This is a genomic window from Pantoea sp. X-Soil-ISGK-421 (assembly GCF_059730785.1).
In genome coordinates this window covers 861348-885986 of record NZ_AP035979.1, presented here as the reverse complement: position 1 = coordinate 885986, position 24639 = coordinate 861348, and the positions used below count along the sequence as shown (strand labels likewise).

At 52.6% G+C, this 24639-nt stretch carries 20 protein-coding genes, 2 tRNA genes and 3 rRNA genes; 10 read left to right on the top strand and 15 right to left on the bottom strand.

The window, feature by feature from the left end; all coding sequences use genetic code 11:
* Window positions 1–60 precede the first annotated feature (60 nt).
* A complete protein-coding gene (gene mltD, locus AC6I8K_RS03945; RefSeq protein WP_483817953.1) occupies window positions 61–1434 on the top strand; it encodes a murein transglycosylase D in 1374 nt (457 codons plus the stop codon).
* A 150-nt stretch (window positions 1435–1584) separates the two neighbouring features.
* Here mltD and AC6I8K_RS03940 read toward each other — a convergent pair whose 3' ends face one another.
* Both AC6I8K_RS03940 and AC6I8K_RS03935 read right to left on the bottom strand, forming a co-directional pair.
* Window positions 1585–2388, bottom strand: a complete 804-nt coding sequence (locus AC6I8K_RS03940; RefSeq protein ID WP_483816852.1) for an endonuclease/exonuclease/phosphatase family protein — start codon at window positions 2386–2388, stop codon at window positions 1585–1587.
* Window positions 2389–2536: 148 nt separating this feature from the next.
* Window positions 2537–3715: an MFS transporter gene (locus tag AC6I8K_RS03935; protein ID WP_497826258.1), complete on the bottom strand. Its 1179-nt coding sequence runs from the start codon at window positions 3713–3715 to the stop codon at window positions 2537–2539.
* Between the two features lie 100 nt (window positions 3716–3815).
* On the opposite strand from AC6I8K_RS03935, the gene yafC reads away from it, so the two are divergent.
* On the top strand, window positions 3816–4724 hold the full coding sequence (gene yafC / locus AC6I8K_RS03930; RefSeq protein ID WP_064740327.1) for a DNA-binding transcriptional regulator YafC: 909 nt from the start codon (window positions 3816–3818) through the stop codon (window positions 4722–4724).
* A 13-nt stretch (window positions 4725–4737) separates the two neighbouring features.
* On the opposite strand, the gene dkgB is transcribed toward yafC, so the two are convergent.
* From dkgB to gmhB, 7 genes are all read right to left on the bottom strand, one after another.
* Window positions 4738–5541, bottom strand: a complete 804-nt coding sequence (dkgB, locus tag AC6I8K_RS03925; protein WP_497826257.1) for a 2,5-didehydrogluconate reductase DkgB — start codon at window positions 5539–5541, stop codon at window positions 4738–4740.
* A gap of 169 nt (window positions 5542–5710) precedes the next feature.
* A tRNA-Asp gene (locus AC6I8K_RS03920) sits at window positions 5711–5787 on the bottom strand.
* 102 nt (window positions 5788–5889) lie between these two features.
* Window positions 5890–6005, bottom strand: a 5S ribosomal RNA gene (gene rrf / locus AC6I8K_RS03915).
* Between the two features lie 227 nt (window positions 6006–6232).
* Window positions 6233–9140 (bottom strand): 23S ribosomal RNA (locus AC6I8K_RS03910).
* Between the two features lie 214 nt (window positions 9141–9354).
* A tRNA-Glu gene (locus AC6I8K_RS03905) sits at window positions 9355–9429 on the bottom strand.
* Window positions 9430–9516: 87 nt separating this feature from the next.
* Window positions 9517–11059: ribosomal RNA gene (locus AC6I8K_RS03900) — 16S ribosomal RNA — on the bottom strand.
* Together the 16S, 23S and 5S rRNA genes with 2 tRNA genes alongside form the textbook arrangement of a ribosomal RNA operon.
* Before the next feature lie 407 nt (window positions 11060–11466).
* Entirely contained in the window at window positions 11467–12027 is a 561-nt protein-coding gene (gmhB, locus tag AC6I8K_RS03895) for a D-glycero-beta-D-manno-heptose 1,7-bisphosphate 7-phosphatase (protein ID WP_258144638.1), read from the bottom strand.
* A gap of 187 nt (window positions 12028–12214) precedes the next feature.
* Here gmhB and metN point away from each other — a divergent pair, with 187 nt between their 5' ends.
* The 6 genes from metN to proS all read left to right on the top strand — a co-directional run bounded on the left by metN (window position 12215) and on the right by proS (window position 17787).
* Complete coding sequence (gene metN / locus AC6I8K_RS03890) at window positions 12215–13246, top strand: methionine ABC transporter ATP-binding protein MetN (RefSeq protein WP_064737492.1); 1032 nt, start codon at window positions 12215–12217, stop codon at window positions 13244–13246.
* Window positions 13239–13892 carry a methionine ABC transporter permease MetI gene (locus AC6I8K_RS03885; protein WP_008108449.1) on the top strand — a complete coding sequence of 218 codons (654 nt, stop codon included), beginning with the start codon at window positions 13239–13241 and terminating at the stop codon, window positions 13890–13892. Before metN ends, AC6I8K_RS03885 begins: the two co-directional genes overlap by 8 nt.
* A 37-nt stretch (window positions 13893–13929) precedes the next feature.
* Window positions 13930–14745, top strand: a complete 816-nt coding sequence (locus tag AC6I8K_RS03880) for a MetQ/NlpA family lipoprotein (protein ID WP_064737494.1) — start codon at window positions 13930–13932, stop codon at window positions 14743–14745.
* Between the two features lie 128 nt (window positions 14746–14873).
* Window positions 14874–15275 (top strand): envelope stress sensor lipoprotein RcsF, encoded by a 402-nt coding sequence (gene rcsF / locus AC6I8K_RS03875; protein WP_483816848.1) that lies wholly within the window; start codon window positions 14874–14876, stop codon window positions 15273–15275.
* Entirely contained in the window at window positions 15272–15979 is a 708-nt protein-coding gene (gene tsaA, locus AC6I8K_RS03870) for a tRNA (N6-threonylcarbamoyladenosine(37)-N6)-methyltransferase TrmO (RefSeq protein WP_064737496.1), read from the top strand. The genes rcsF and tsaA overlap by 4 nt, the downstream gene beginning before the upstream one ends.
* Before the next feature lie 89 nt (window positions 15980–16068).
* The gene (gene proS, locus AC6I8K_RS03865; protein WP_064737497.1) at window positions 16069–17787 is read left to right on the top strand and encodes a proline--tRNA ligase; all 1719 of its coding nucleotides are present in this window, start codon (window positions 16069–16071) and stop codon (window positions 17785–17787) included.
* A 30-nt stretch (window positions 17788–17817) separates the two neighbouring features.
* Here proS and arfB read toward each other — a convergent pair whose 3' ends face one another.
* Complete coding sequence (arfB, locus tag AC6I8K_RS03860) at window positions 17818–18228, bottom strand: alternative ribosome rescue aminoacyl-tRNA hydrolase ArfB (RefSeq protein WP_064737498.1); 411 nt, start codon at window positions 18226–18228, stop codon at window positions 17818–17820.
* 214 nt (window positions 18229–18442) lie between these two features.
* Here arfB and AC6I8K_RS03855 point away from each other — a divergent pair, with 214 nt between their 5' ends.
* On the top strand, window positions 18443–18643 hold the full coding sequence (locus tag AC6I8K_RS03855) for a YaeP family protein (RefSeq protein WP_483816846.1): 201 nt from the start codon (window positions 18443–18445) through the stop codon (window positions 18641–18643).
* On the top strand, window positions 18630–18890 hold the full coding sequence (gene rof, locus AC6I8K_RS03850) for a Rho-binding antiterminator (protein WP_064737499.1): 261 nt from the start codon (window positions 18630–18632) through the stop codon (window positions 18888–18890). The genes AC6I8K_RS03855 and rof overlap by 14 nt, the downstream gene beginning before the upstream one ends.
* Before the next feature lie 39 nt (window positions 18891–18929).
* Here the strand turns inward: rof and AC6I8K_RS03845 are convergent, their stop codons facing one another.
* The 5 genes from AC6I8K_RS03845 to accA form a co-directional block, all read right to left on the bottom strand.
* Window positions 18930–19238, bottom strand: a complete 309-nt coding sequence (locus AC6I8K_RS03845) for a c-type cytochrome (protein WP_064737500.1) — start codon at window positions 19236–19238, stop codon at window positions 18930–18932.
* A gap of 14 nt (window positions 19239–19252) precedes the next feature.
* A complete protein-coding gene (gene tilS, locus AC6I8K_RS03840; RefSeq protein WP_483816845.1) occupies window positions 19253–20554 on the bottom strand; it encodes a tRNA lysidine(34) synthetase TilS in 1302 nt (433 codons plus the stop codon).
* 54 nt (window positions 20555–20608) lie between these two features.
* Window positions 20609–20998 carry a VOC family protein gene (locus AC6I8K_RS03835; protein WP_064737502.1) on the bottom strand — a complete coding sequence of 130 codons (390 nt, stop codon included), beginning with the start codon at window positions 20996–20998 and terminating at the stop codon, window positions 20609–20611.
* A gap of 65 nt (window positions 20999–21063) precedes the next feature.
* A complete protein-coding gene (locus AC6I8K_RS03830; RefSeq protein WP_483816844.1) occupies window positions 21064–23211 on the bottom strand; it encodes a lysine decarboxylase LdcC in 2148 nt (715 codons plus the stop codon).
* 458 nt (window positions 23212–23669) lie between these two features.
* A complete protein-coding gene (accA, locus tag AC6I8K_RS03825) occupies window positions 23670–24629 on the bottom strand; it encodes an acetyl-CoA carboxylase carboxyl transferase subunit alpha (protein WP_064737504.1) in 960 nt (319 codons plus the stop codon).
* Window positions 24630–24639: the final 10 nt, after the last annotated feature.

Sequence of the window (24639 nt, the reverse complement as noted above, 5' to 3'; positions counted from 1 at the left end):
GTGTTGTGCCAGACCGTCACGTATAGTTGCTCGTCTTTTAAGCGAACTATTGACACACACATGAAGGCTAAAGCGATCTTACTCGCCTCGGTCTTGCTGGTGGGATGTCAGGCATCAAGGAATGACGCCAATATCCCCGTTCAGCATGCACAGAGTCTGTCTTCAGCTGGTCAAAGTGAAAATGGAAAGTACGGAGATCGATTGTTGTCGCCGCGATGGCAGGATGATGGAACAAGCCTCGCAGAAGATACCGATCTCTGGAATCACATTAGTGACGAGTTGAAGATGGGGATTCCGGAAAACAGCCGGATCCGCGAACAAAAAACAAAATTTTTAAGAAATAAGAGCTATCTCCACGATGTAACATTACGGGCAGAGCCGTACATGTACTGGATAGTCGAGCAGATACAGAAACGTAAAATGCCGATGGAACTGGTACTGCTACCCATAGTGGAGAGCGCTTTTGACCCACACGCAACCTCTTCTGCAAATGCCGCTGGCATCTGGCAGATCGTTGCACAAACGGGCAAAAACTATGGTTTGAAACAGAACCAATGGTACGACGGACGCCGCGATGTGGTGGCCTCAACCAAAGTAGCGCTGGATATGATGCAGCGTCTGAACGGCATGTTTGACGGTGACTGGTTACTGACCATTGCTGCCTATAACAGCGGTGAAGGGCGTGTGCTGAAGGCGATGAAACAGAATAAGGCGCGCGGTAAGCCCACTGACTTCTGGAATTTATCGCTGCCACGCGAGACCACGGTTTATGTACCTAAAATGTTGGCCTTGAGTGACATCCTCAAGAACAACAAGCGTTACGGTATCAAACTGCCGACCCCGAACGAAAGCCGTGCATTGGCTCGCGTTGAAGTGGGACAGCAGATTGAACTGACGCAGGCCGCTGATATGGCCGGTATGTCTCTGAGTAAATTGAAGACATTTAATGCCGGTTATAAAAACGGTGCTACTGCGCCAAATGGACCGCACTACATTATGGTGCCAAAGTCCAACGTTGCTAAGTTGCGTGATTCACTGGCTTCCGGTGATATCGCCTCCGTGCAGCCCACCGAAATGGCGAAAGTCAGCGCGGCGGGAAACAGCTACACGGTACGCAAAGGCGACACCTTGTCTGGTATTGCCAGCAAGCTTGGCGTAAGCGTCAGTGCACTGAAACAGCAGAACAATCTGCGCAGCGCTTCAGTTCGTACCGGTCAAACTCTGACCGTCAGCGGCAAAGCGAGCACGCAATTGGCTGATAACGGCAACAGCATCACCTACCGTGTACGTAAGGGTGATTCTTTTGCCAGTATTGCAAAACGTCACGGTGTGAATACCAAAGACGTTATGCGCTGGAACAGTGAGGCTAAAGACATTCAGCCGGGCGACAAGCTCACGCTGTTTGTGAATAATAGCGCAACACCTGATACCTAATGCCCCGAAAAGGCTGACTTTTGTCAGCCTTTTTCATTTTCTACTTCCGTTAAATTCTGCATATCCCTTCTTCAGGTACTTATTGCCCTTCGCAGCACCCTCTTCAGATGAACGTTGATTGTTGCGAGGTGGGAGCTCGAGCGTATTAACTTAACGCTCAATGCCGTACAGAGAGTTGAACTCAACCAGCAGAGGATTGTGGTCGGAGGCGCGAGTCACCAGCACAGAAGCTTCACTGACCTTCATGTCGCGGTAGAAGACGAAATCCAGCGGGCGACCAAAGGCTTTGCGACGATGATCATCGGTGAAGTTCACCTCACGCAGTGACATCTCACGTGCAAAGCGATACAGCGCGTTCATCCGCTGTCGGCTCCAGGCGTTGAAATCTCCCGCCATGATCACTGGCCCACGATGATGCTGAATCTGTTCGCCAATCGGTCCGAGCTGTTTGCTGTAGACATCAACACCGAGGCTGAAATTCACCGCGTGAATATTTACTACCATTAGCATTTCGCCAGTGGGCAACGGATAAGCCGTAACCAGCGCAGATTTGGCCAAACGTAGCAACGGCTCACGCTCGCGAAGTGGGCAGCAGTAAACAGGATGCGCAGACGCCAACGTCATGACACCAGAAGGATGTTGCGGTAAGACAAAGGCTGGCACCTGATCGGCCGCGAGATAGTGACTGGTGGCGAATTTGACCAGTTCAGGCGTGGCCTGTGCCTCTTGCAGCAGTACAAGATGGGCATCTTTGCCAAAACCTTGCAGGACCGACATCCATTCTGCACGCTGTTGCTTGAAGATATTCCAGACTAAAACCCGCAGGGTGGGATCGGCTGGCAAGGGTGCACCAGGCGGCAATGCCTGTCCAGGATGCAGCATTGCCCCCGGCGGAAAGATCCGCTCTGCTGGCTGACCGGCTACATAACGCATTGAATAAGTTTTTTTCCGCACTTTCCCGCCTGACTGGTTTACGACTCGTACTTCACCTGACTGTTATAGGGATTTTAGCGCGGGGTTTCAATTGGTGTTCTGGATTGTCGGAATTCACCTCACAGCATACCAACGCAAAAGCCTGCCACTTGGCAGGCTTTTATGCGTATTATTCCATCGCCATCGCCGTCATTGGTTTATCAAGTTGACCACTCAATCGCACCAGCAGCAGCGCACCCAATACAATCACCGCGCCAACCCAAGGAGTTTGTGCCAGTCCATAATGCTCAACAATATAACCACCTACCGTTGAACCCAGTGCAATACCAATATTGAATGCCGCGATATTCAGGCCTGATGCAACATCTACCGCGCCTGGCGCATAGTGTTCAGCTTTCTGCACCACATAAACCTGCAAACCCGGTACGTTAGCAAAAGCGAAGATGCCCATAATTAATACTGTTACCACTGACATGAAGTGCATGCTGGCAGTGAACTGGAACACCATTAGCAAAAGGGCCAGCGCCATAAAGATCAGTGTCAAAGCGGGAACAGCACCACGTCGATCGGCCAGCTTGCCACCCCAAATATTACCGACGGCGACCGAAACACCATAACCCAACAGAATAACGCTTACCGCGGTGGGTGAGAAACCAGCCAGTGACTGCATCATTGGCGCAAGGAAAGTGAAAGCAGTAAATACGCCCCCATAGCCCAGCGCAGTAATGGCATAAATCAGCAGCAGACGAGGATTAATCATCACACGCGCCTGCTGTGCCAGCGTTGTCGCGGGGGGTTGTGCAATGTTGCGCGGAATAAGCAGTTGGCTTGCCACTAAAGCAATGACCCCGAGTAGCGACACAGCCAGGAAACTCTCACGCCAGCCAAAGTGTTGCCCAATGAGCGTACCCAACGGCACCCCTGTCACTAATGCTACGGTCAAACCGCCAAACATGATGGCAATAGCACTCGCCGCTTTCTCTTTGCTTACCAGGCTGGTCGCAATCGTCGAGCCGACAGAGAAGAACACACCGTGAGCAAGGCCGGTAAGCAATCGGGCTATTACCAGCGTTTCATAGTTTGGTGCCAGCCAGGCCACCAGATTGCCGACGGTGAAGAGCGCCATCAATCCCATCAGTAATTGTTTGCGCGCTAATTTGCCGGTTAATGCAGTTAACACCGGAGCGCCAAAGGCTACACCCAAAGCATAAATTGAGACCAGCATTCCCGCAGAAGGCAGCGTAATACTGAGTTGTTCAGCGATAGTTGGGATCAGTCCAACAATGACAAATTCTGTCGTTCCGATCGCATAGGCACTGATAGTCAGCGCCCAAAGTGCAAGTGGCATAATTAACTCCCAATAAGGTTTCGATGGGCGTTAGTATTGCCGCATGCTTTAATGACAAAAAGATGCAAAGTGAGAATAGACTTTTGCTTTTGGAGGGATAATGAAAGCATCGTCAGATGAGCTAAAGGTGTTTATCGCGGTAGTGGAAAGTGGCAGCTTTAGCCGCGCAGCAGAACAATTGCAGATGGCTAATTCAGCGGTAAGCCGTACCGTTAAGAAGCTGGAGAATAAACTGGGTGTCGCATTATTAACGCGCACTACACGCCAGTTAGCGCTTACTCTTGAAGGCGAGCATTACTTTCGCCGCGTGCAGAAGTTGATGCAGGAGATGTCTACAGCCGAGAGTGAGCTGGTTGAGCGTCAAATGGCACCAAAGGGCATACTGCGTATTGATGCAGCTACACCCGTAATTTTGCATCTGTTACTGCCGATAATTAAACCTTTTCGCGAACGCTATCCAGACGTAACCTTGTCGCTGATTTCTTCCGAGAGCTTTATTAATCTCATTGAACGCAAAGTTGACGTTGCGATTCGCGCTGGCAATTTGGCGGATTCATCGCTGCGCGCTCGCCTGCTATTTATTAGCTATCGCAAGTTAGTAGCGACACCCGCTTATGTAGCGAAGCATGGATTTCCTGCGTCAGTGGCTGATTTAAAACAGCATGAATGCCTCGGCTTTGTGGAGACGCCACGGTTAAATCGCTGGCCTGTCGCCGAAGTAGGCGGCGATCTTTATGACATCATTCCGACAATGTATTCAAACAGCGGCGAAACGCTTAAACAGTTGGTTCTGAATGATCAAGGCATTGCTTGTTTATCCGACTTTATGGTGGATAAAGAGATTGCGGATGGCACCTTTATTGAGCTATTGGCTGATCAGCGTGTTCCGGTAGAGATGCCGTTTAATGCGGTCTATTACAGTGACTTGGGTGTTAGCCAACGTGTCAGGGCGTTTATCGACTTTCTGAGTGAGTGGGTGAAAGACCAGCCCTGGCGAGTGCAGGGCTGATTAATGAGCATGATTAATCCCAGTTTGGTGCCAGCCCTTCTGGACTCACTAAACGCTGTTGGCGATCCAGTGTTGCAATGCTTGCCATATCTGCATCATCCAGTTGCAGGTCAACCGCAGCCATATTGCTGGCCAGGTTTTCACGTTTAGTGGATGACGGAATTACCGCATACCCTGACTTCATTGCCCATGCCAGAACAACCTGAGCCGGAGTAGCGTTGTGCTTCTGTGCAATCGTATTAATCACCACATCCTTTAGCGCCTCTCCATAAGCCAGCGTCATGTAAGAAGTAATGTGAAGACCCTGCTGTTTTGCGAAATCAACCACCTGGCGGTTCTGCAGGAAAGGGTGAAGCTCAATCTGGTTAGTCGCAATATTTTCCACACCTACCGCGTCTATCGCCTGTTTCATCAGGGCAATAGGGAAGTTTGAGATACCAATCTGACGCGTCAGACCGGCTTCTTTTGCTGCCATCAACGCCAACATGCTCTCTTTGACTGACACCGCAGATCCCGGTGAAGGCCAGTGGATCAATGCAAGATCGACATAATCGGTGCGCAGTTTTTTCAGACTCTCTTTTAAACTGGGGATTAACTTCTCAGCTGAAAGATTCTCAATCCATATTTTGGTGGTCACGAACAACTCATTACGCGCTATACCACTCTCGGCGATTGCCTGCCCCACAGCCGCTTCGTTTTCGTAGATTTGCGCGGTATCAATAGTGCGGTACCCAAGTTCCAAAGCATTTTTAACTGAATGAATTACAACATCGTCTTGCAGACGGAAAGTACCTAAACCAAAGGCGGGGATAGTCATGATTTCCTCATCGTATAGCGTTATGTTTCGATGGGAACTATTCTGGCAGGTTTATTGTTGCTGAAAAATCCGCTTATAAGCAGAAGAATTTTGATTATTTATCAACAATAATGGTGAAATCATAGACATGAAAAAGCCCTGACTTTTCAGTCAGGGCTTATCAATTAAGTGGCGGAACGGACGGGGCTCGAACCCGCGACCCCCTGCGTGACAGGCAGGTATTCTAACCAACTGAACTACCGCTCCACCGATTCTGTACTGATATCAGACAATCTCTCTGATTTCAGGTGTTTCGCCCTTCCCGCGTCACGGAGAAGGTCACGACCCGATAAGGGGTCTTAAATTGATGCCTGGCAGTTCCCTACTCTCGCATGGGGAGACCCCACACTACCATCGGCGCTACGGCGTTTCACTTCTGAGTTCGGCATGGGGTCAGGTGGGACCACCGCGCTAAAGCCGCCAGGCAAATTCTTTTCGCTCTGTCCTGTGTCTTTTACGCTGCTGCTGCGTTGGCCGCACTCGCGCTACTCCGTCACATACCCTCGTATGCTCCGTCGTATCGTCTCGTTTGCCGCCTTGCTTCAGCGCAAAATCCTTCGGACTTAACTCCGCAGGACAAAACTGGATTCTTTATCCGGTAAAACAAGTTGAAAATTTCAGGTCTCTCAGACCAAAACGCCTCTGGCGTTGTAAGGTTAAGCCTCACGGGTCATTAGTACCGGTTAGCTCAACGCATCGCTGCGCTTACACATCCGGCCTATCAACGTCGTAGTCTTCAACGTCCCTTCAGGACCCTCAAGGGGTCAGGGAGAACTCATCTCGGGGCAAGTTTCGTGCTTAGATGCTTTCAGCACTTATCTTTTCCGCACTTAGCTACCGGGCAATGCCATTGGCATGACAACCCGAACACCAGTGGTGCGTTCACTCCGGTCCTCTCGTACTAGGAGCAACCCCCCTCAATTCTCCAGCGCCCACGGCAGATAGGGACCGAACTGTCTCACGACGTTCTAAACCCAGCTCGCGTACCACTTTAAACGGCGAACAGCCGTACCCTTGGGACCTACTTCAGCCCCAGGATGTGATGAGCCGACATCGAGGTGCCAAACACCGCCGTCGATATGAACTCTTGGGCGGTATCAGCCTGTTATCCCCGGAGTACCTTTTATCCGTTGAGCGATGGCCCTTCCATTCAGAACCACCGGATCACTATGACCTGCTTTCGCACCTGCTCGAGCCGTCACTCTCGCAGTCAAGCTGGCTTATGCCATTGCACTAACCTCCTGATGTCCGACCAGGATTAGCCAACCTTCGTGCTCCTCCGTTACTCTTTGGGAGGAGACCGCCCCAGTCAAACTACCCACCAGACACTGTCCGCAGCCCGGATCACGGGCCTACGTTAGAACATCAAACATTAAAGGGTGGTATTTCAAGGTTGGCTCCACGCAGACTGGCGTCCACGCTTCAAAGCCTCCCACCTATCCTACACATCAAGGCTCAATGTTCAGTGTCAAGCTATAGTAAAGGTTCACGGGGTCTTTCCGTCTTGCCGCGGGTACACTGCATCTTCACAGCGATTTCAATTTCACTGAGTCTCGGGTGGAGACAGCCTGGCCATCATTACGCCATTCGTGCAGGTCGGAACTTACCCGACAAGGAATTTCGCTACCTTAGGACCGTTATAGTTACGGCCGCCGTTTACCGGGGCTTCGATCAAGAGCTTCTCCTTGCGGATAACCCCATCAATTAACCTTCCGGCACCGGGCAGGCGTCACACCGTATACGTCCACTTTCGTGTTTGCACAGTGCTGTGTTTTTAATAAACAGTTGCAGCCAGCTGGTATCTTCGACTGGCTTCGGCTCGGGGAGCAAGTCCCTCCACCTACGCGCCAGCGTGCCTTCTCCCGAAGTTACGGCACCATTTTGCCTAGTTCCTTCACCCGAGTTCTCTCAAGCGCCTTGGTATTCTCTACCTGACCACCTGTGTCGGTTTGGGGTACGATTTCGTGTTACCTGGAGCTTAGAGGCTTTTCCTGGAAGCAGGGCATCAGTTACTTCACCACCGTGGTGGCTCGTCGTCACGCCTCAGCCTTAAGACACCCCGGATTTACCAAAGATGTCAGCCTACACGCTTAAACCGGGACAACCGTCGCCCGGATAACCTAGCCTTCTCCGTCCCCCCTTCGCAGTAACACCAAGTGCAGGAATATTAACCTGCTTCCCATCGACTACGCTTTTCAGCCTCGCCTTAGGGGTCGACTCACCCTGCTCCGATTAACGTTGAACAGGAACCCTTGGTCTTCCGGCGAGCGGGCTTTTCACCCGCTTTATCGTTACTTATGTCAGCATTCGCACTTCTGATACCTCCAGCAGCCCTCACAGGCCACCTTCAACGGCTTACAGAACGCTCCCCTACCCAACAACACATAGTGTCGCTGCCGCAGCTTCGGTGCATGGTTTAGCCCCGTTACATCTTCCGCGCAGGCCGACTCGACCAGTGAGCTATTACGCTTTCTTTAAATGATGGCTGCTTCTAAGCCAACATCCTGGCTGTCTGTGCCTTCCCACATCGTTTCCCACTTAACCATGACTTTGGGACCTTAGCTGGCGGTCTGGGTTGTTTCCCTCTTCACGACGGACGTTAGCACCCGCCGTGTGTCTCCCGTGATAACATTCTTCGGTATTCGCAGTTTGCATCGGGTTGGTAAGCCGGGATGGCCCCCTAGCCGAAACAGTGCTCTACCCCCGAAGATGAGTTCACGAGGCGCTACCTAAATAGCTTTCGGGGAGAACCAGCTATCTCCCGGTTTGATTGGCCTTTCACCCCCAGCCACAAGTCATCCGCTAATTTTTCAACATTAGTCGGTTCGGTCCTCCAGTTAGTGTTACCCAACCTTCAACCTGCCCATGGCTAGATCACCGGGTTTCGGGTCTATACCCTGCAACTTAACGCCCAGTTAAGACTCGGTTTCCCTGCGGCTCCCCTATACGGTTAACCTTGCTACAGAATATAAGTCGCTGACCCATTATACAAAAGGTACGCAGTCACCCCCATAAATGGAGGCTCCCACTGCTTGTACGTACACGGTTTCAGGTTCTGTTTCACTCCCCTCGCCGGGGTTCTTTTCGCCTTTCCCTCACGGTACTGGTTCACTATCGGTCAGTCAGGAGTATTTAGCCTTGGAGGATGGTCCCCCCATATTCAGACAGGATACCACGTGTCCCGCCCTACTCTTCGAACTCACAGAATGTGCACTTTCGTGTACGGGGCTATCACCCGGTATCGCGCGACTTTCCAGACGCTTCCACTAACGCACAAACTGATTCAGGTTCTGGGCTGTTCCCCGTTCGCTCGCCGCTACTGGGGGAATCTCGGTTGATTTCTTTTCCTCTGGGTACTTAGATGTTTCAGTTCCCCAGGTTCGCCTCGCAACACTATGTATTCATGTTGCGATGATGCACTGAGTGCACCGGGTTTCCCCATTCGGACATCGTCGGCTGTAGCGGTTCATATCACCTTACCGACGCTTTACGCAGATTAGCACGTCCTTCATCGCCTCTGACTGCCAGGGCATCCACCGTGTACGCTTAGTCGCTTAACCTCACAACCCACAGGCGTTTTTCAACGCTGCAGACTGCAAGCATTTGAGAGACTCGAACATGTCGTTATTCATTTCCTATTACGGAGAAATGAGCCAACACGTCGTTTCAATTTTCAGCTTGTTCCGGATTGTTAAAGAGCAATATCTCAAACATGACGGTTACGTCAGTTTTGAGATATTTCGTGGAGACACCTTTCACCTGTCACCAAGCAAGTGGCGTCCCCTAGGGGATTCGAACCCCTGTTGCCGCCGTGAAAGGGCGGAGTCCTAACCGCTAGACGAAGGGGACACGATGTGTCACGACTTCGCAGCCGTCTTGCTCATTACTTTCTATCAGACAATCTGTGTGAGCACTACGCGGGAAGGTATCTTCAGGTAAGGAGGTGATCCAACCGCAGGTTCCCCTACGGTTACCTTGTTACGACTTCACCCCAGTCATGAATCACAAAGTGGTAAGCGCCCTCCCGAAGGTTAAGCTACCTACTTCTTTTGCAACCCACTCCCATGGTGTGACGGGCGGTGTGTACAAGGCCCGGGAACGTATTCACCGTAGCATTCTGATCTACGATTACTAGCGATTCCGACTTCACGGAGTCGAGTTGCAGACTCCGATCCGGACTACGACGCACTTTATGAGGTCCGCTTGCTCTCGCGAGGTCGCTTCTCTTTGTATGCGCCATTGTAGCACGTGTGTAGCCCTACTCGTAAGGGCCATGATGACTTGACGTCATCCCCACCTTCCTCCAGTTTATCACTGGCAGTCTCCTTTGAGTTCCCGGCATTACCCGCTGGCAACAAAGGATAAGGGTTGCGCTCGTTGCGGGACTTAACCCAACATTTCACAACACGAGCTGACGACAGCCATGCAGCACCTGTCTCAGAGTTCCCGAAGGCACCAAAGCATCTCTGCTAAGTTCTCTGGATGTCAAGAGTAGGTAAGGTTCTTCGCGTTGCATCGAATTAAACCACATGCTCCACCGCTTGTGCGGGCCCCCGTCAATTCATTTGAGTTTTAACCTTGCGGCCGTACTCCCCAGGCGGTCGACTTAACGCGTTAGCTCCGGAAGCCACTCCTCAAGGGAACAACCTCCAAGTCGACATCGTTTACGGCGTGGACTACCAGGGTATCTAATCCTGTTTGCTCCCCACGCTTTCGCACCTGAGCGTCAGTCTTTGTCCAGGGGGCCGCCTTCGCCACCGGTATTCCTCCAGATCTCTACGCATTTCACCGCTACACCTGGAATTCTACCCCCCTCTACAAGACTCTAGCCTGCCAGTTTCGAATGCAGTTCCCAGGTTAAGCCCGGGGATTTCACATCCGACTTGACAGACCGCCTGCGTGCGCTTTACGCCCAGTAATTCCGATTAACGCTTGCACCCTCCGTATTACCGCGGCTGCTGGCACGGAGTTAGCCGGTGCTTCTTCTGCGGGTAACGTCAATCGGTAAGGTTATTAACCTTACCGCCTTCCTCCCCGCTGAAAGTACTTTACAACCCGAAGGCCTTCTTCATACACGCGGCATGGCTGCATCAGGCTTGCGCCCATTGTGCAATATTCCCCACTGCTGCCTCCCGTAGGAGTCTGGACCGTGTCTCAGTTCCAGTGTGGCTGGTCATCCTCTCAGACCAGCTAGGGATCGTCGCCTAGGTGAGCCATTACCCCACCTACTAGCTAATCCCATCTGGGCACATCCGATGGTGTGAGGCCCGAAGGTCCCCCACTTTGGTCTTGCGACGTTATGCGGTATTAGCTACCGTTTCCAGTAGTTATCCCCCTCCATCGGGCAGTTTCCCAGACATTACTCACCCGTCCGCCACTCGTCACCCAAGGAGCAAGCTCCTCTGTGCTACCGTTCGACTTGCATGTGTTAGGCCTGCCGCCAGCGTTCAATCTGAGCCATGATCAAACTCTTCAATTTAAGTTTGATTTGCTGCAACGAGTGCAGCGATGCTCATCTGTAAAACGTCATAATGAATTTCATTATGTGTTCACTCGTGAGACTTGATATTTTTTGCGTCCGGAGACGCTGATATCAATCCTGCGAGTGCCCACACAGATTGTCTGATAAATTGTTAAAGAGCGTTGCGAGCAGCGGGTTAACCGTCTGTCGCGAGGTGGCGTATATTACGCTTTCCTCCTTCGGAGTCAAACACTTTTTTCAGCGCTTTCATCCGGCGGGGTGAATTTCCTCACTCCCTGCTGAGCCGTCCGCGTTGCCGCTTTGCCGTCTCAGTGGTGGCGCATTATAGGGAGTTATTCGGAGCTGACAAGTGCAAATTTCAAGTTTTTTACCGTTCGCTTGAAATTTGCGCAAAAGGCCCGTTTTTAGGCCTTTTTGATGCGTGCAGGTAGCTCTGCCAGGCTATTAATCACCCAATCGGCCGCCGCTTCACCTTCTGCCGTTACCGGCTTGCCGCTTCTCACCAATACTTTTGTGCCTACGCCTGCCGCTAACGCCGCCTGCATATCTTCTATTTTGTCGCCTACCATATAAGAAGACGCCATATCGATATCCAGATGCTGCTGCGCGGAGAGCAACATACCCGGCTGCGGCTTACGGCAATCACACTGCTGGCGATAAGCTTCTACTGTTGCATCCGGCAAATGCGGACAGAAATAGATACCATCCAGATCAACATCACGATCGGCCAGCGACCAATCCATCCATTCGGTGAGCTGCATAAACTGGTCTTCAGTGAACATGCCACGCGCAATACCCGACTGATTGGTCACCAGCACCAACGCATAGCCCATCTTCTTGAGCGCCTGTAGCGCTTCGATAGTGCCATCAATGAATTCGAAATTATCGATTTCATGAACATAACCATGATCGACATTTAATGTGCCATCACGATCCAGAAAAATAGCGGGGACTTTGTTCGCCACGTAGAAACTCCTGCTGAAAATGTGTCGCTAAGTATCGCATGATTGCGTATAGCGAGAGAATGGCAGATTGAATGACTCCGATTGATTTAGCCGTCTGGATGCCTTAACATCCATACAAATTTCGCCCAGCCCTGCTGAGTGAATCCCGATACACCACGGACAATGCTACACGATAATAAATAAACCAATGATTAAATTAGAAAATATCACCAAAGTGTTCCAGCAAGGTTCACGCACCATTCAGGCGCTGTCAAATGTCAGCCTGCACGTGCCTGCTGGACAGATTTATGGCGTCATCGGTTCATCCGGTGCCGGTAAAAGTACATTGATTCGCTGCGTCAATCTGCTGGAGCGCCCAACGTCTGGACGCGTGCTGGTTGATGGTCAGGAATTAACGACTCTCTCATCTGGTCAATTGACGTTAGCACGCCGCCAGATTGGCATGATTTTCCAGCACTTTAATCTGATGAACTCGCGCACCGTGTCCGGTAACGTGGCGCTGCCATTGGAGTTAGGTAATCTTTCACGCGAACAAATAAAGAAGCGCGTTAGCGAATTGCTGGATCTGGTGGGGTTATCCGACAAGCACGATAGCTGGCCAGCTAATCTGTCTGGCGGACAAAAGCAACGTGTCGCGATTGCCCGCGCACTGGCGAGCAATCCTAAAGTGCTGCTGTGTGATGAAGCCACCAGCGCACTGGATCCTGCTACCACGCGTTCCATTCTGGCGCTGCTGAAAGACATTAACCGTCGTCTCGGTATTACTATTCTGTTGATCACCCACGAAATGGATGTGGTGAAACGCATCTGCGATCAGGTTGCGGTAATCAGCAATGGTGAGTTAATCGAGAAAGATAGCGTCAGCGAAGTGTTCTCGCATCCCAAAACGCCGCTGGCGCAGCAATTTATTCAATCTACATTGCATCTGGATATTCCTGACGACTACCAGCAACGCATGACGCCACAGGCCGCAGCTGACAGCGTGCCGCTGCTGCGTCTGGAGTTCACCGGCAAATCGGTCGATGCTCCCCTACTGTCTGAAGCGGCGCGTCGCTTTAACGTTAATAACAACATTATTAGTGCGCAGATGGATTACGCCGGTGGCGTGAAATTCGGCATCATGCTGGCCGAAATGGATGGCAGTGAAACAGAGACACAAGCCGCAATTGCCTGGCTGAAAGAAAATCATGTGAAAGTAGAGGTGTTGGGTTATGTCTGAAGCGATGATGTGGTTATTGACGCGTGGCGTCTGGGAAACGCTGATGATGACCTTTGTCTCCGGTTTCTTTGGTTTTGTGCTCGGTCTTCCGGTCGGCGTACTGCTGTATGTCACGCGTCCCGGCCAGATTCTGGCCAACAATGCGCTTTATCGCGTGCTGTCCGCACTGGTGAATATCTTCCGTTCGATTCCGTTTATTATCCTGCTGGTGTGGATGATTCCATTCACCCGTGCCATTGTCGGAACCTCAATTGGTCTGCAAGCCGCCATCGTGCCGCTGACCGTGGGCGCTGCGCCGTTTATTGCACGTATGGTGGAAAACGCCCTGCTGGAGCTGCCAACCGGATTGATCGAAGCGTCACGCGCCATGGGCGCCACGCCGCTGCAAATCGTGCGTAAAGTCCTGCTGCCGGAAGCGCTGCCAGGTCTGGTGAATGCCGCTACAATTACCCTGATTACGCTGGTCGGCTACTCCGCGATGGGCGGAGCCGTTGGTGCTGGCGGTTTGGGCCAGATTGGTTACCAATATGGCTACATCGGTTATAACGCCACTGTTATGAATACCGTGCTGGTTCTGCTGGTTGTGCTGGTCTATTTAATCCAATTCTGTGGTGACCGCATCGTGCGTGCTGTGTCCCATAAATAAGCAAGCAACATCAATAGTCCTCTATTAAGGAAAGGATATGTCTTTTACATTTAAAAAGATTGCCGCTGTGGGTGCTCTGATTGGCGCAATTGCGTTGGCAGGATGCGATCAGAAAGAAAAAGATCCAAACCACATTAAAGTGGGTGTCATTGTCGGTGCTGAGCAGCAGGTTGCTGAAACTGCAGTTAAAGTAGCGAAAGAGAAATATGGCCTCGATGTTGAGCTGGTGACTTTTAACGATTATGTGCTGCCAAATGAAGCGCTGAGCAAAGGCGATATTGATGTAAACGCCTTCCAGCATAAGCCATATCTGGATCAGCAGATCAAAGATCGTGGTTACAAACTGGCCATCGTAGCGAATACTTTCGTTTACCCAATCGCAGGCTACTCGAAGAAAATCAAATCACTGGACGAACTGCAGAACGGTTCACAGGTTGCTATCCCGAACGATCCTACTAACCTGGGCCGTTCCCTGTTGCTGCTGCAGAAAGTGGGCCTGATCAAATTGAAAGATGGTGTTGGTCTGCTGCCAACCTCGCTGGATATCACCGAGAACCCAAAAAATCTGAAGATTGTTGAGCTGGAAGCACCACAGTTGCCACGTTCACTTGACGATCAGCAGATCGCACTGGCGGTAATCAACACCACTTACGCCAGCCAGATTGGCCTGACGCCAGCAAAAGATGGCATCTTCGTGGAAGACAAAAATTCACCTTATGTGAACCTGCTGGTGAGCCGTGAAGACAACAAAGACGCTGAGAACGTGAAGAAATTTGTGCAGGCCTATCAGTCAGACGAAGTGGCTGAAGCGGCCAACAAAATCTTTAACGGCGGCGCAGTAAAAGGCTGGTAATTTTCACCTTTAATGCCTTGTAGGGCGGCTTCGGCCGCCCTTTCTTTTGCCATAAATTGCACCTGACTTGTTATTTATTGTCGTCCTTGTTTCAATAACGCCACTTTTTATTACTTGAGGATGTTGCCATGCGTTTTTTACCGCTCTGCTTGTTGGCATTGATGCTAACCGGGTGTGTGCGTGAATATCACCCGATAAGCAGTGCTCCTTCTCGTCCGCAACAGGCATCCAGCGAACCACAACGCAAACCGGCACCACGTCCGGCTCCGGTGAAGATCTACACCGATGCAACCGATCTGGTCAGCAACCCGTTCCGCGATTTGGGCGAAGTATCCGCTGAAGATTGCCAAAGCAGTAGCCAGGATTCACCTCCTAACATCAACACCGCGCGCAAACGCCTGCAGATCAAAGCCGCTGGCATGAAAGCCAACGCCGTCCTGCTGCATAAGTGCGAAATTGTGACCAGCACGCCAGGATGTTATCGCCAGGCCATTTGCCAGGGCTCCGCACTGAAAGTCTCGAATCAATGAGTGAGTTTGCCTTCGCGCAAATCGGCGTGATTCGTTCGCCGTGGAAAGAGAAGTTTGCCGTCCCGCGCCAGCCCGGTCTGGTGCAGGACGGCGGCGGCGAACTGCATCTGCTGCCGCCTTACAATCAGCCGGAAGCGGTGCGCGGGCTCGAAGACTTTAGTCATTTATGGGTGCTGTTTGTGTTCCATCAAACCCTGGAAGGTGGCTGGCGTCCGACAGTACGTCCACCGCGCCTCGGCGGAAATGCACGGATGGGCGTGTTTGCCACCCGTTCAACCTTCCGCCCTAATCCTATCGGCATGTCGCTGGTTGAGTTAAAAGGCATTCGCTGCGAGAAGCAGCAGGTGATCTTGCAGCTCGGCAGCCTCGATTTAGTCGATGGCACGCCTGTGGTGGATATCAAACCCTATTTGCCGTTTGCCGAAGCGCTACCTGAAGCGCGCGCCGGTTTTGCTCAGACGGCGCCCGACGCCACTATGCCTGTACGCTTTTCGCCGCTGGCGCAGAGCCAGCTTCAGCAGCAGCTAAAAACCTATCCGCAGCTGGCGCGTTTCATTAGCGAGGTACTGGCGCAGGATCCGCGTCCGGCTTACCGTAAAGGTGAGACCGAAGATCGAGAATATGCTGCCTGGCTACTCGACTTTAATGTGCGCTGGCGCATTGATGAGGCGGGAACCGAGGTGATCGCCCTCGATCCACGCTAAAACTCGCTTTTGAGTGCTTGATCTCGCTGTTACACTAGCCGCCAGAAAAAATTTGTCAGTTTCCTTCCGTATAACTGGAATCGTAATCAATGCGTACTACTCAATATCTGCTCTCCACTCTGAAGGAGACACCTTCCGATGCAGAAGTGATCAGCCACCAGCTGATGCTGCGTGCCGGCATGATCCGCAAACTGGCTTCGGGTCTCTATACCTGGTTACCAACCGGTATTCGCGTACTGCGAAAAGTTGAAAACATCGTGCGTGAAGAGATGAACAATGCTGGCGCGATTGAGATCTCCATGCCGGTGGTTCAGCCTGCCGATTTGTGGGAAGAGAGTGGCCGTTGGGAGCAGTACGGCCCGGAACTGCTGCGCATTAAAGATCGTCACGAACGTCCTTTCGTGCTGGGTCCAACTCACGAAGAAGTGGTCACCGATCTGATCCGCAACGAGCTGAGCTCTTATAAGCAGCTGCCGCTGAATCTGTATCAGATCCAGACCAAATTCCGCGACGAAGTACGCCCGCGTTTTGGCGTGATGCGTTCACGTGAATTCATCATGAAAGATGCTTATTCGTTCCACACCACGCAGGAATCGCTGCAGGAAACCTACGACGCGATGTACCGCGCCTACAGCCAGAGCTTCAGCCGTATGGGCCTGGATTTCCGCGCCGTGCAGGCTGACACCGGTTCTATCGGCGGCAGCGCATCACATGAATTCCAGGTGCTGGCGCTGAGCGGTGAAGATGATGTGATCTTCTCTAGCGAATCGGATTATGCGGCCAACATTGAGAAAGCCGAAGCGTTAGCCCCAGCCGGTGAGCGTCCGCAGGCAACAGAAGCCATGACGCAATTCGATACGCCAAACGCGAAAACAATCGCCGAACTGGTTGAGCAACATCAGCTGCCGATTGAGAAAACCGTCAAGACGCTGTTCGTCAAAGCCACCGAAGAGAGCGGCCACACGCTGGTTGCCCTGCTGCTGCGCGGCGATCATCAGCTGAACGAAATCAAAGCCGAAAAGCTGGATATCGTGGCTGAACCGCTGGAGATGGCAAGTGAAGAAGAGATCCGTGCGCTACTGGGTGCTGGTCCAGGCTCTCTCGGCCCGGTCGGTTTAACCCTGCCCGTGATCGCCGATCGTACCGTGGCGAAAACCAGCGACTTCTGCGCCGGCGCGAACATTGATGGCAAGCATTTGAGCGGCATCAACTGGGGACGCGATCTGCCAGAGCCACGAGTGGAAGATATCCGTAACGTGGTAGAAGGCGATCCAAGCCCAGACGGCAAAGGCACGCTGTTGATTAAGCGCGGTATCGAAGTGGGTCACATCTTCCAGCTCGGTACCAAGTACTCTGAAGCGATGAAAGCGGCGGTACAGGGCGAAGATGGCCGTAACCAGGTGATGACCATGGGTTGCTACGGTATCGGTATCACGCGTGTGGTGGCGGCGGCGATTGAGCAGAACAACGACGAGCGCGGCATCATCTGGCCAGCAGCGTTAGCCCCGTTTGAAGTGGCGATTTTGCCTATGAACATGCACAAATCTTTCCGTGTGCAGGAATTAGCAGAAGAGCTGTACAACACGCTGCGTGCCAAAGGCATCGACGTAATTCTGGATGACCGTAAAGAGCGTCCAGGCGTGATGTTTGCCGATATGGAGCTAATTGGCGTGCCGCACACCATCGTGATTGGCGATCGTAATCTCGATAACCAGGAAATTGAGTACAAGGCGCGTACCGCCAGCGAGAAGCAGATGATTAAGCAACATGACATCGTCGACTTCCTGGCAAAAGCCCTGAACAAGTAACGCAAAAACGCCTCCCGCTGGAGGCGTTTTTTATTGCACCTTTCCGCGCATCGCTTTCACGTTACTGCGGCGGGTTTTACCTTCCAGCCGCCTCACTTTAGAACCGTGCGTGGGTTTGGTCGCGCGCCGGACCTTTTCCACCGTGGTTAACTCCTGAATCAGATTAATCAACCGCTGCACGGCCGCTTCACGATTCATATCCTGGCTACGATGTTCCTGTGCTTTGATGATCACCATACCTTCCGCGGTGATCAAATGGTGGCTCGCCGCCAGCAGTCGCTCTTTGTAAAACGGCGGCAGCGACGATGCATTGATATCAAACCGCAGGTGAATAGCCGTGGAGGTTTTATTCACATGCTGTCCGCCCGCACCTTGCGCACGGATGGCACTGAGCTCCACTTCATTATCTGCAATTGAAACGGACCGAGACAGCATAATCATCTGTCACCTACCGTTTGGCTCGACGTTGTGTCGCGTAATAACATGTTCATCAACTTAACCTTTTGTGCGCACGCTGAGTGCATGAGACCAGCGCGAATTGTCACTTTTGCCCATTTCCTTGCATCATTCCCGTGACGACCGGGCTGATTTCCATGAAATTCCTGTGATATAGTCGCCTATCATCCAGAGTATCAACTCTGCTGAGGAGGTGTATGTGCAAAAGTATTGTGAGTTAGTTCGCCAGAAGTATGCCGAAATTGGTAGCGGCGACCTTGGGTATGTGCCAGACGCCATAGGTTGTGCGTTGAAGGCTCTCAACGATATTGCCGCTGATTCTGCGCTAAACTCTTCTGTCAGGGAACAAGCAGCGTATGCCGCTGCAAACTTATTGGTGAGCGACTATGTTGACGAATGAAGCCTACAAACCCATCAACTGCGATGATTACGACAACCTCGAACTCGCCTGCCAAAAAAACTGGACGCTGTCGCTGGCGTTAAAAAACGGCGATCAGCTCAAGGCGAAAGCCGTGGACATGGTCTCACGTAAAAACGTCGAGTACCTTGCCGTCGATCTCTCAGGCGAGACCCGCGAAGTGCGGCTCGACCACATCGCCAGCTTCACACATCCGGAGCTGGGCACCGTCGTCGTTAGCGAAGAGTAAAACCTCTCTCGGGCGGGAATCCCATCCCGCCCACCTCGCTTAAGGCTTTAACGAACTGTAATACGCCGATAAATCTGCCATATCCTGATCGCTCAATCCCGCTACAAAGGCTTTCATCACTTCCGCCTGGCCGCCGCTACGCTCGCCTTTCTTGTAGGCTTGCAGCGAATGCAGCAGATAAGGCGCATGTTGACCGGCCAGATTGGGGTAGAGCGGCACCGCGCTTTTGCCCTCCGCACCGTGACACGCCATGCAGCTTGCCGCTTTTTGCGCGCCAGCATTCACATCGCCATCGGCAAACGCCGGTAGCGCCGCAGCGAATAACGTCGCTGCCATCCAAAGTTTCATCATTGCTCTCCATTTTATTGTTGTGGCAACCAGATCGCCTGCCAGCCTTGCTCATTGCTGGCCGCACCTTCGCGGGTAATAAACAACCCTGGTGCGCTTATTAACGTCTGATTGAAGTAAATCAACGGGATACGTTCGCGCAGCCAGGGCGCAATGCCCAACTCTTGCCACAGCTTTTTCATCTCGCGGCCACCGGCGCGCCCCAGCAGGTGATAATAGCCTTGCGCCTGGAAGCGGATAGTGATCGCTTCATCCAGTGCAGGCTGACGCAGTTCAGCAACCTGCTTATTCGCCTGAAGCGAGCCTAAACCTGCCGGTAAAACGAGCGGCTGAGTGCGGTCCTGCCAGGTTAGCGAGTGCTGACTTAGGGATGGTTGTGGTGTTAACCAGTAGAGTTGTTGCCGATAGCGACGCAGCTCAAATGCGCCGAAGCACAAACACGGTTTGGCATCTTCACGGCTGTTGATGACTTCATCGGTAATGCGTTTCAGCGCCTCGCGCGAAGGCATCGCACCGCCCTGTTGAGCAATCCAGCGGCGCAACAACGCATGCCGCCTCGCTTCGCTCATGTTGAGCAACGGTGGAAAATGCAGTGCGCCCTGCGCATCGCTAAGCTGTGCCAGCTGCTCCGCCAGCAACTCGTCGAGCAATTGCTCCTGCTCACCGCAGAGTGCGGCACTGCGCGCGCTGGCGGCGCTGAAGTGCGGCCAGCGCGCCTGCAGCAGCGGTAAAACCTGCTGGCGCAGGAAGTTGCGGTCATAGCGGCTATCGGCGTTGCTTTCATCTTCAATCCAGCGCAGCTGATGCTCGGCAGCATAGTCTTCCAGCTGTTGACGGCTTACGTCGAGTAACGGGCGCCAATGCAGGTGATCGCCAACGCAACGCTGCTGTGGCATCGCAGCCAAACCCGCCGGTCCGCTGCCGCGTTTTAATGCTAGCAGCAGCGTTTCAGCCTGATCGTCGAGGTGCTGGGCGGTAAGTAAGTGCTCACCGGGTTGCAGCTGCTGAAATAGCGCCTGATAGCGCGCCTCGCGTGCAGCTGCCTCTATGCCGCTATCGCGGCCATCAACCTGTACCTGCATCACCTCACAGGGAATCTGCCACTGCTGGCAAATCTCCTGACAATGCATCGCCCAGCTATCAGCATTGGGGCTCAAACCATGATGGACGTGTAACGCACGCACGCGCAGCTTTGGCTGCTGACGTTGCCAGCAGACTAATTGATGCAGCAGCACGGTGGAATCGAGTCCGCCGCTGAACGCCAGCACATAGCCAGCGTCGGGTGTCAGCAGCGAAGCAAGATGAGATAAAGACATAAACGCGTTCCGTCCGAGCAAGCCACCGAATTGCGGCTCGCAGCGGACGCTAGTTTACGCCTGATACAGCTCCAGCGGCAAACCGTCCGGATCGGGGAAGAAGGTGCAGGCTTTGCCGGTTAACGCATCAATACGAATCGGCTCACATGTGACGCCCTTCTCTGCCAGCGCCGAAATCGACTGTTCAACATCCTCTACGCAAAACGCCAGATGACGAAGACCGCAGGCTTCAGGCCCACTGACGCGTGGCGGTGGCGAAGGGAAAGAGAACAGCTCGATGGTGTAAACCCCGTTCAGACCAAGGTCACCTTTCCACGAGTCACGCTCGGCACGGTAATATTCACCCAACAATTCAAAGCCCAGCACATCACAGTAAAACGCCTTACTGCGCTGATAATCGGTGGCAATAATGGCAATGTGGTGGATCTGTTTTATCTGCAGCATAGCGGCTCCGGTTTTCACATAAGCCGCTTACCCTACGTGGCAAATACGGCGTTGGAAAGAGGTGATTATCCGACTTCTTCACGTAGCACGCGCACCAGATAGCGGCCATCGTCGGTGAGCGTCGCACCATGAATGTCGGTTTCGAAGCCAGGATAGTGTCGACCAATAGTGCAGAGCATCAGCAGAAAATCGAGCACTGAACGGCTCTCTTCCGTGATCATCTCACCCGGCATCACCACTGGCACGCCTGGCGGATACGGCAGAATCATGTTGGCCGAAATACGCCCCACCAGCTCGCGGATATCAACCGTTTCCACCTGCCCTTTTACCTGGCGCTGGAATGCCTGATGCGGCGTCATCTTCATCTCGGGTAGCACGTCGAATGCTTTCAACATCAAGCGCGGCAGATCGTGTTGCAGGATCAGTTGATGAATGCCCTGCGCCAGCGTCTGAATGCGCATGTTGCGGTAAAAATCAGGATCTTCGGCATACAGATCCGGCAGCATATTTTTTACCCGCAAATTGAGATCGTAAGCACGCTTAAATTCCGTCAGCCCACGCAACACGCTCATGGCTTTGGTTTTATCGATGCCAATGCTGAACAGGAACAGCAGATTGTACGGCCCAGTTTTCTCAACCACGATGCCGCGCTGATCGAGGAACTTGGCCACCAATGCGGCAGGAATGCCCTCTTCTGCCATCTTGCCCAATTCGCTCATGCCTGGCGTCAGGATGGTGACTTTGATCGGATCGAGGTACATGTGATCGCGATCGGCATTGGTGAAACCGTGCCAATCCTCTTCGCCCGGCTGGATCGGCCAGCATTCAGCTTGATCAACCTGCTCCGGCTGCCAGATATCAAAGAACCAGCCGTCGCACTCTTCACGCAAGCGCTGAATCTCACGGCGAAAATGCAGCGCCCGTTCGACCGAGCGGTTGATGAGTCGTTTGCCCGGATTGCCACGCAACATTGCCGCCGCGGTTTCAATCGACGAGACAATCGCGTAGCTCGGCGAGGTGGTGGTGTGCATCATGTAGGCTTCGTTGAAGGTGTGCTCGTCGTAATCGCCTTTGATGTGAATCAGCGAAGCCTGTGAGAACGCGGCCAGCAGTTTATGCGTCGATTGCGTTTCATAGATCACTTTGCCAGGAATACGATCGCCACTCATGCCGCTTTTACCGGCATAGATTGGATGGAAATTGGTATAGGGCACCCACGCGGAATCAAAGTGGATCGATGGCACATCCAGCGTCTGTTTGATGAACTGCGTGTTATACAGCAGGCCATCGTAGGTTGAGTTGGTGATGACCGCATGCACTGGCCAACTGGCGCGCGGCGTGGCGTTGACCTTCTGCTGGATGCTATCACGCGTAAACTCGCGCTGTGGAATGCCGCCGAGAATCCCCAGCGCATTGCGCGTCGGTTTGAGCCAGATTGGGATGATGTCGCTCATCATCAGTAAATGGGTCAGCGATTTATGGCAGTTGCGGTCAATCAGCACCGTGCTGCCCGCTGGAGCCGCATACATGCCGACGATTTTGTTCGAGGTTGAGGTGCCGTTGGTCACCATGTAGCTTTGTTCGGCACCAAAGGTGCGCGCCACGTACTCTTCCGCTTCCAGATGCGGGCCGGTGTGATCGAGCAACGATCCCAATTCCGTTACCGAGATCGAAACATCGGCTTTTAAGGTATTTGAACCGAAGAAGTCATAGAACAAGCTGCCCACCGGGCTTTTCTGAAAGGCGCTACCGCCCATGTGGCCTGGCGTACAGAACGTGTATTTTCCCTCTTTCACATAGGTGAATAACGCTTTGGTCAGCGGCGGCGTGATGTTGTCGATGTACTCATCGGTGTACTGACGAATATGCAGCGCGATGTCATCGGCAGCGCTTAAGGCATATTCAAAGAAGTGCAGCGCCATGCGCATCTCATTGATGCTGACATCCATTTGCGAATGAGTGTTGATGAAGGCATACAACGGCAGATATTCATTGAGCTGATTGATGTCGCTACACAGCGCCAGACTGTAATCGTCCCAGTCAAAAATCACGCCGCAGATGCGCGGATTGTGTTCAATCAACTTCAGCAGGTCGCTGGCATTATTGGGGTAAACGGTTTGGAAGCCTTGTTGCTTAAGGGCAGCATCCAGTTCGCGAATAGGCTCATCTTTGTAGAAAGCGCCGTGCGGTCCCATGATCGCAATAATATTCAATGCTCACCTCCTGTGGTGTTGTGGCACTGAATAAGGATAGCGAAAAGCGGACAAGGATGGACCTGGAATGCTCTGCTGTTGAGTTGTTAAAAAACAGCGCGATAAATCGCGTAATGCTTGTCAGTCAAGAGATGAAAAACCCAACTACCTGGCGCACACCTTGTAGCGGCGCAATTTATTGCGCGATAAATCGCGCCGCTACAATGTATGCAGATCCAACGTTAAAGCCATGATAAAGCCAGAGGGGACAGAAAAGACCCGCCCGAAGAGCAAAGCGTCCGAGCCAGGATGGCGAGGCCGATCTGCATGGATGCAGGTATTCTTTGCGATCGGGCGGGTTTTTTTTGGACCTTGCACTGAAGTCACAGCTATATCGTCAAACCAGGTAGCCATGTATGGCTACCCTGCAGGCATAAAAAAAGCGGACCGAGGTCCGCTTCTTGCTATAGCCTAATGTCTCAAGCGTAGCCGTAGTTCATCAGGCGCTGATAGCGACGGTTGAGCAACTCTTCGGTGCTTAACACATCGAGATCGGCCAGATCCGCTAACAGTTGCTGCTTCAGGCTGGCAGCGATATCCAGTGGATGACGATGCGCGCCACCCAGCGGTTCAGGAATGATGGAATCGATAAGCTTCAGCTCTTTCAGACGCTCAGCCGTGATACCCATCGCTTCCGCAGCCAGCGGTGCTTTGTCGGCGCTTTTCCACAGGATCGATGCGCAACCTTCCGGTGAAATCACCGAATAGGTGCTGTACTGCAGCATGTTCACTTTGTCGCCCACGCCAATTGCCAGCGCACCACCGGATCCGCCTTCGCCGATTACGGTACAGATCACCGGAATTTTCAGGCCAGACATTTCACGCAGGTTGCGCGCGATCGCTTCAGATTGACCGCGCTCTTCTGCACCGACGCCCGGATATGCACCCGGCGTGTCAATGAAAGTGATCAGCGGCATCTTAAAGCGTTCAGCCATTTCCATCAGGCGCAGCGCTTTGCGATAGCCTTCCGGTGCCGGCATACCAAAGTTACGACGGATTTTCTCTTTGGTTTCGCGACCTTTCTGATGACCAATGATCATCACTGGACGACCGTCGAGACGGGCAATACCGCCAACAATCGCTTTATCATCGGCATAAGCACGATCGCCAGCCAGTTCGTCGAACTCATCAAACGCGTTGCGAATATAGTCCAGTGTATAAGGACGCAGTGGATGACGCGCGAGTTGCGCCACTTGCCATGCGCCTAAATCGGAGAAGATTTTACGGGTCAGCTCGACGCTTTTTTCACGCAGACGCTGCACTTCTTCATCCAAATTAATATCGTGTTTCTCATCCGAACGGCCAATCGATTTTAACGAGTCGATTTTCGCTTCAAGCTCTGCGATTGGCTGTTCAAAATCCAGGTAATTAAGACTCATAATGTTCCTG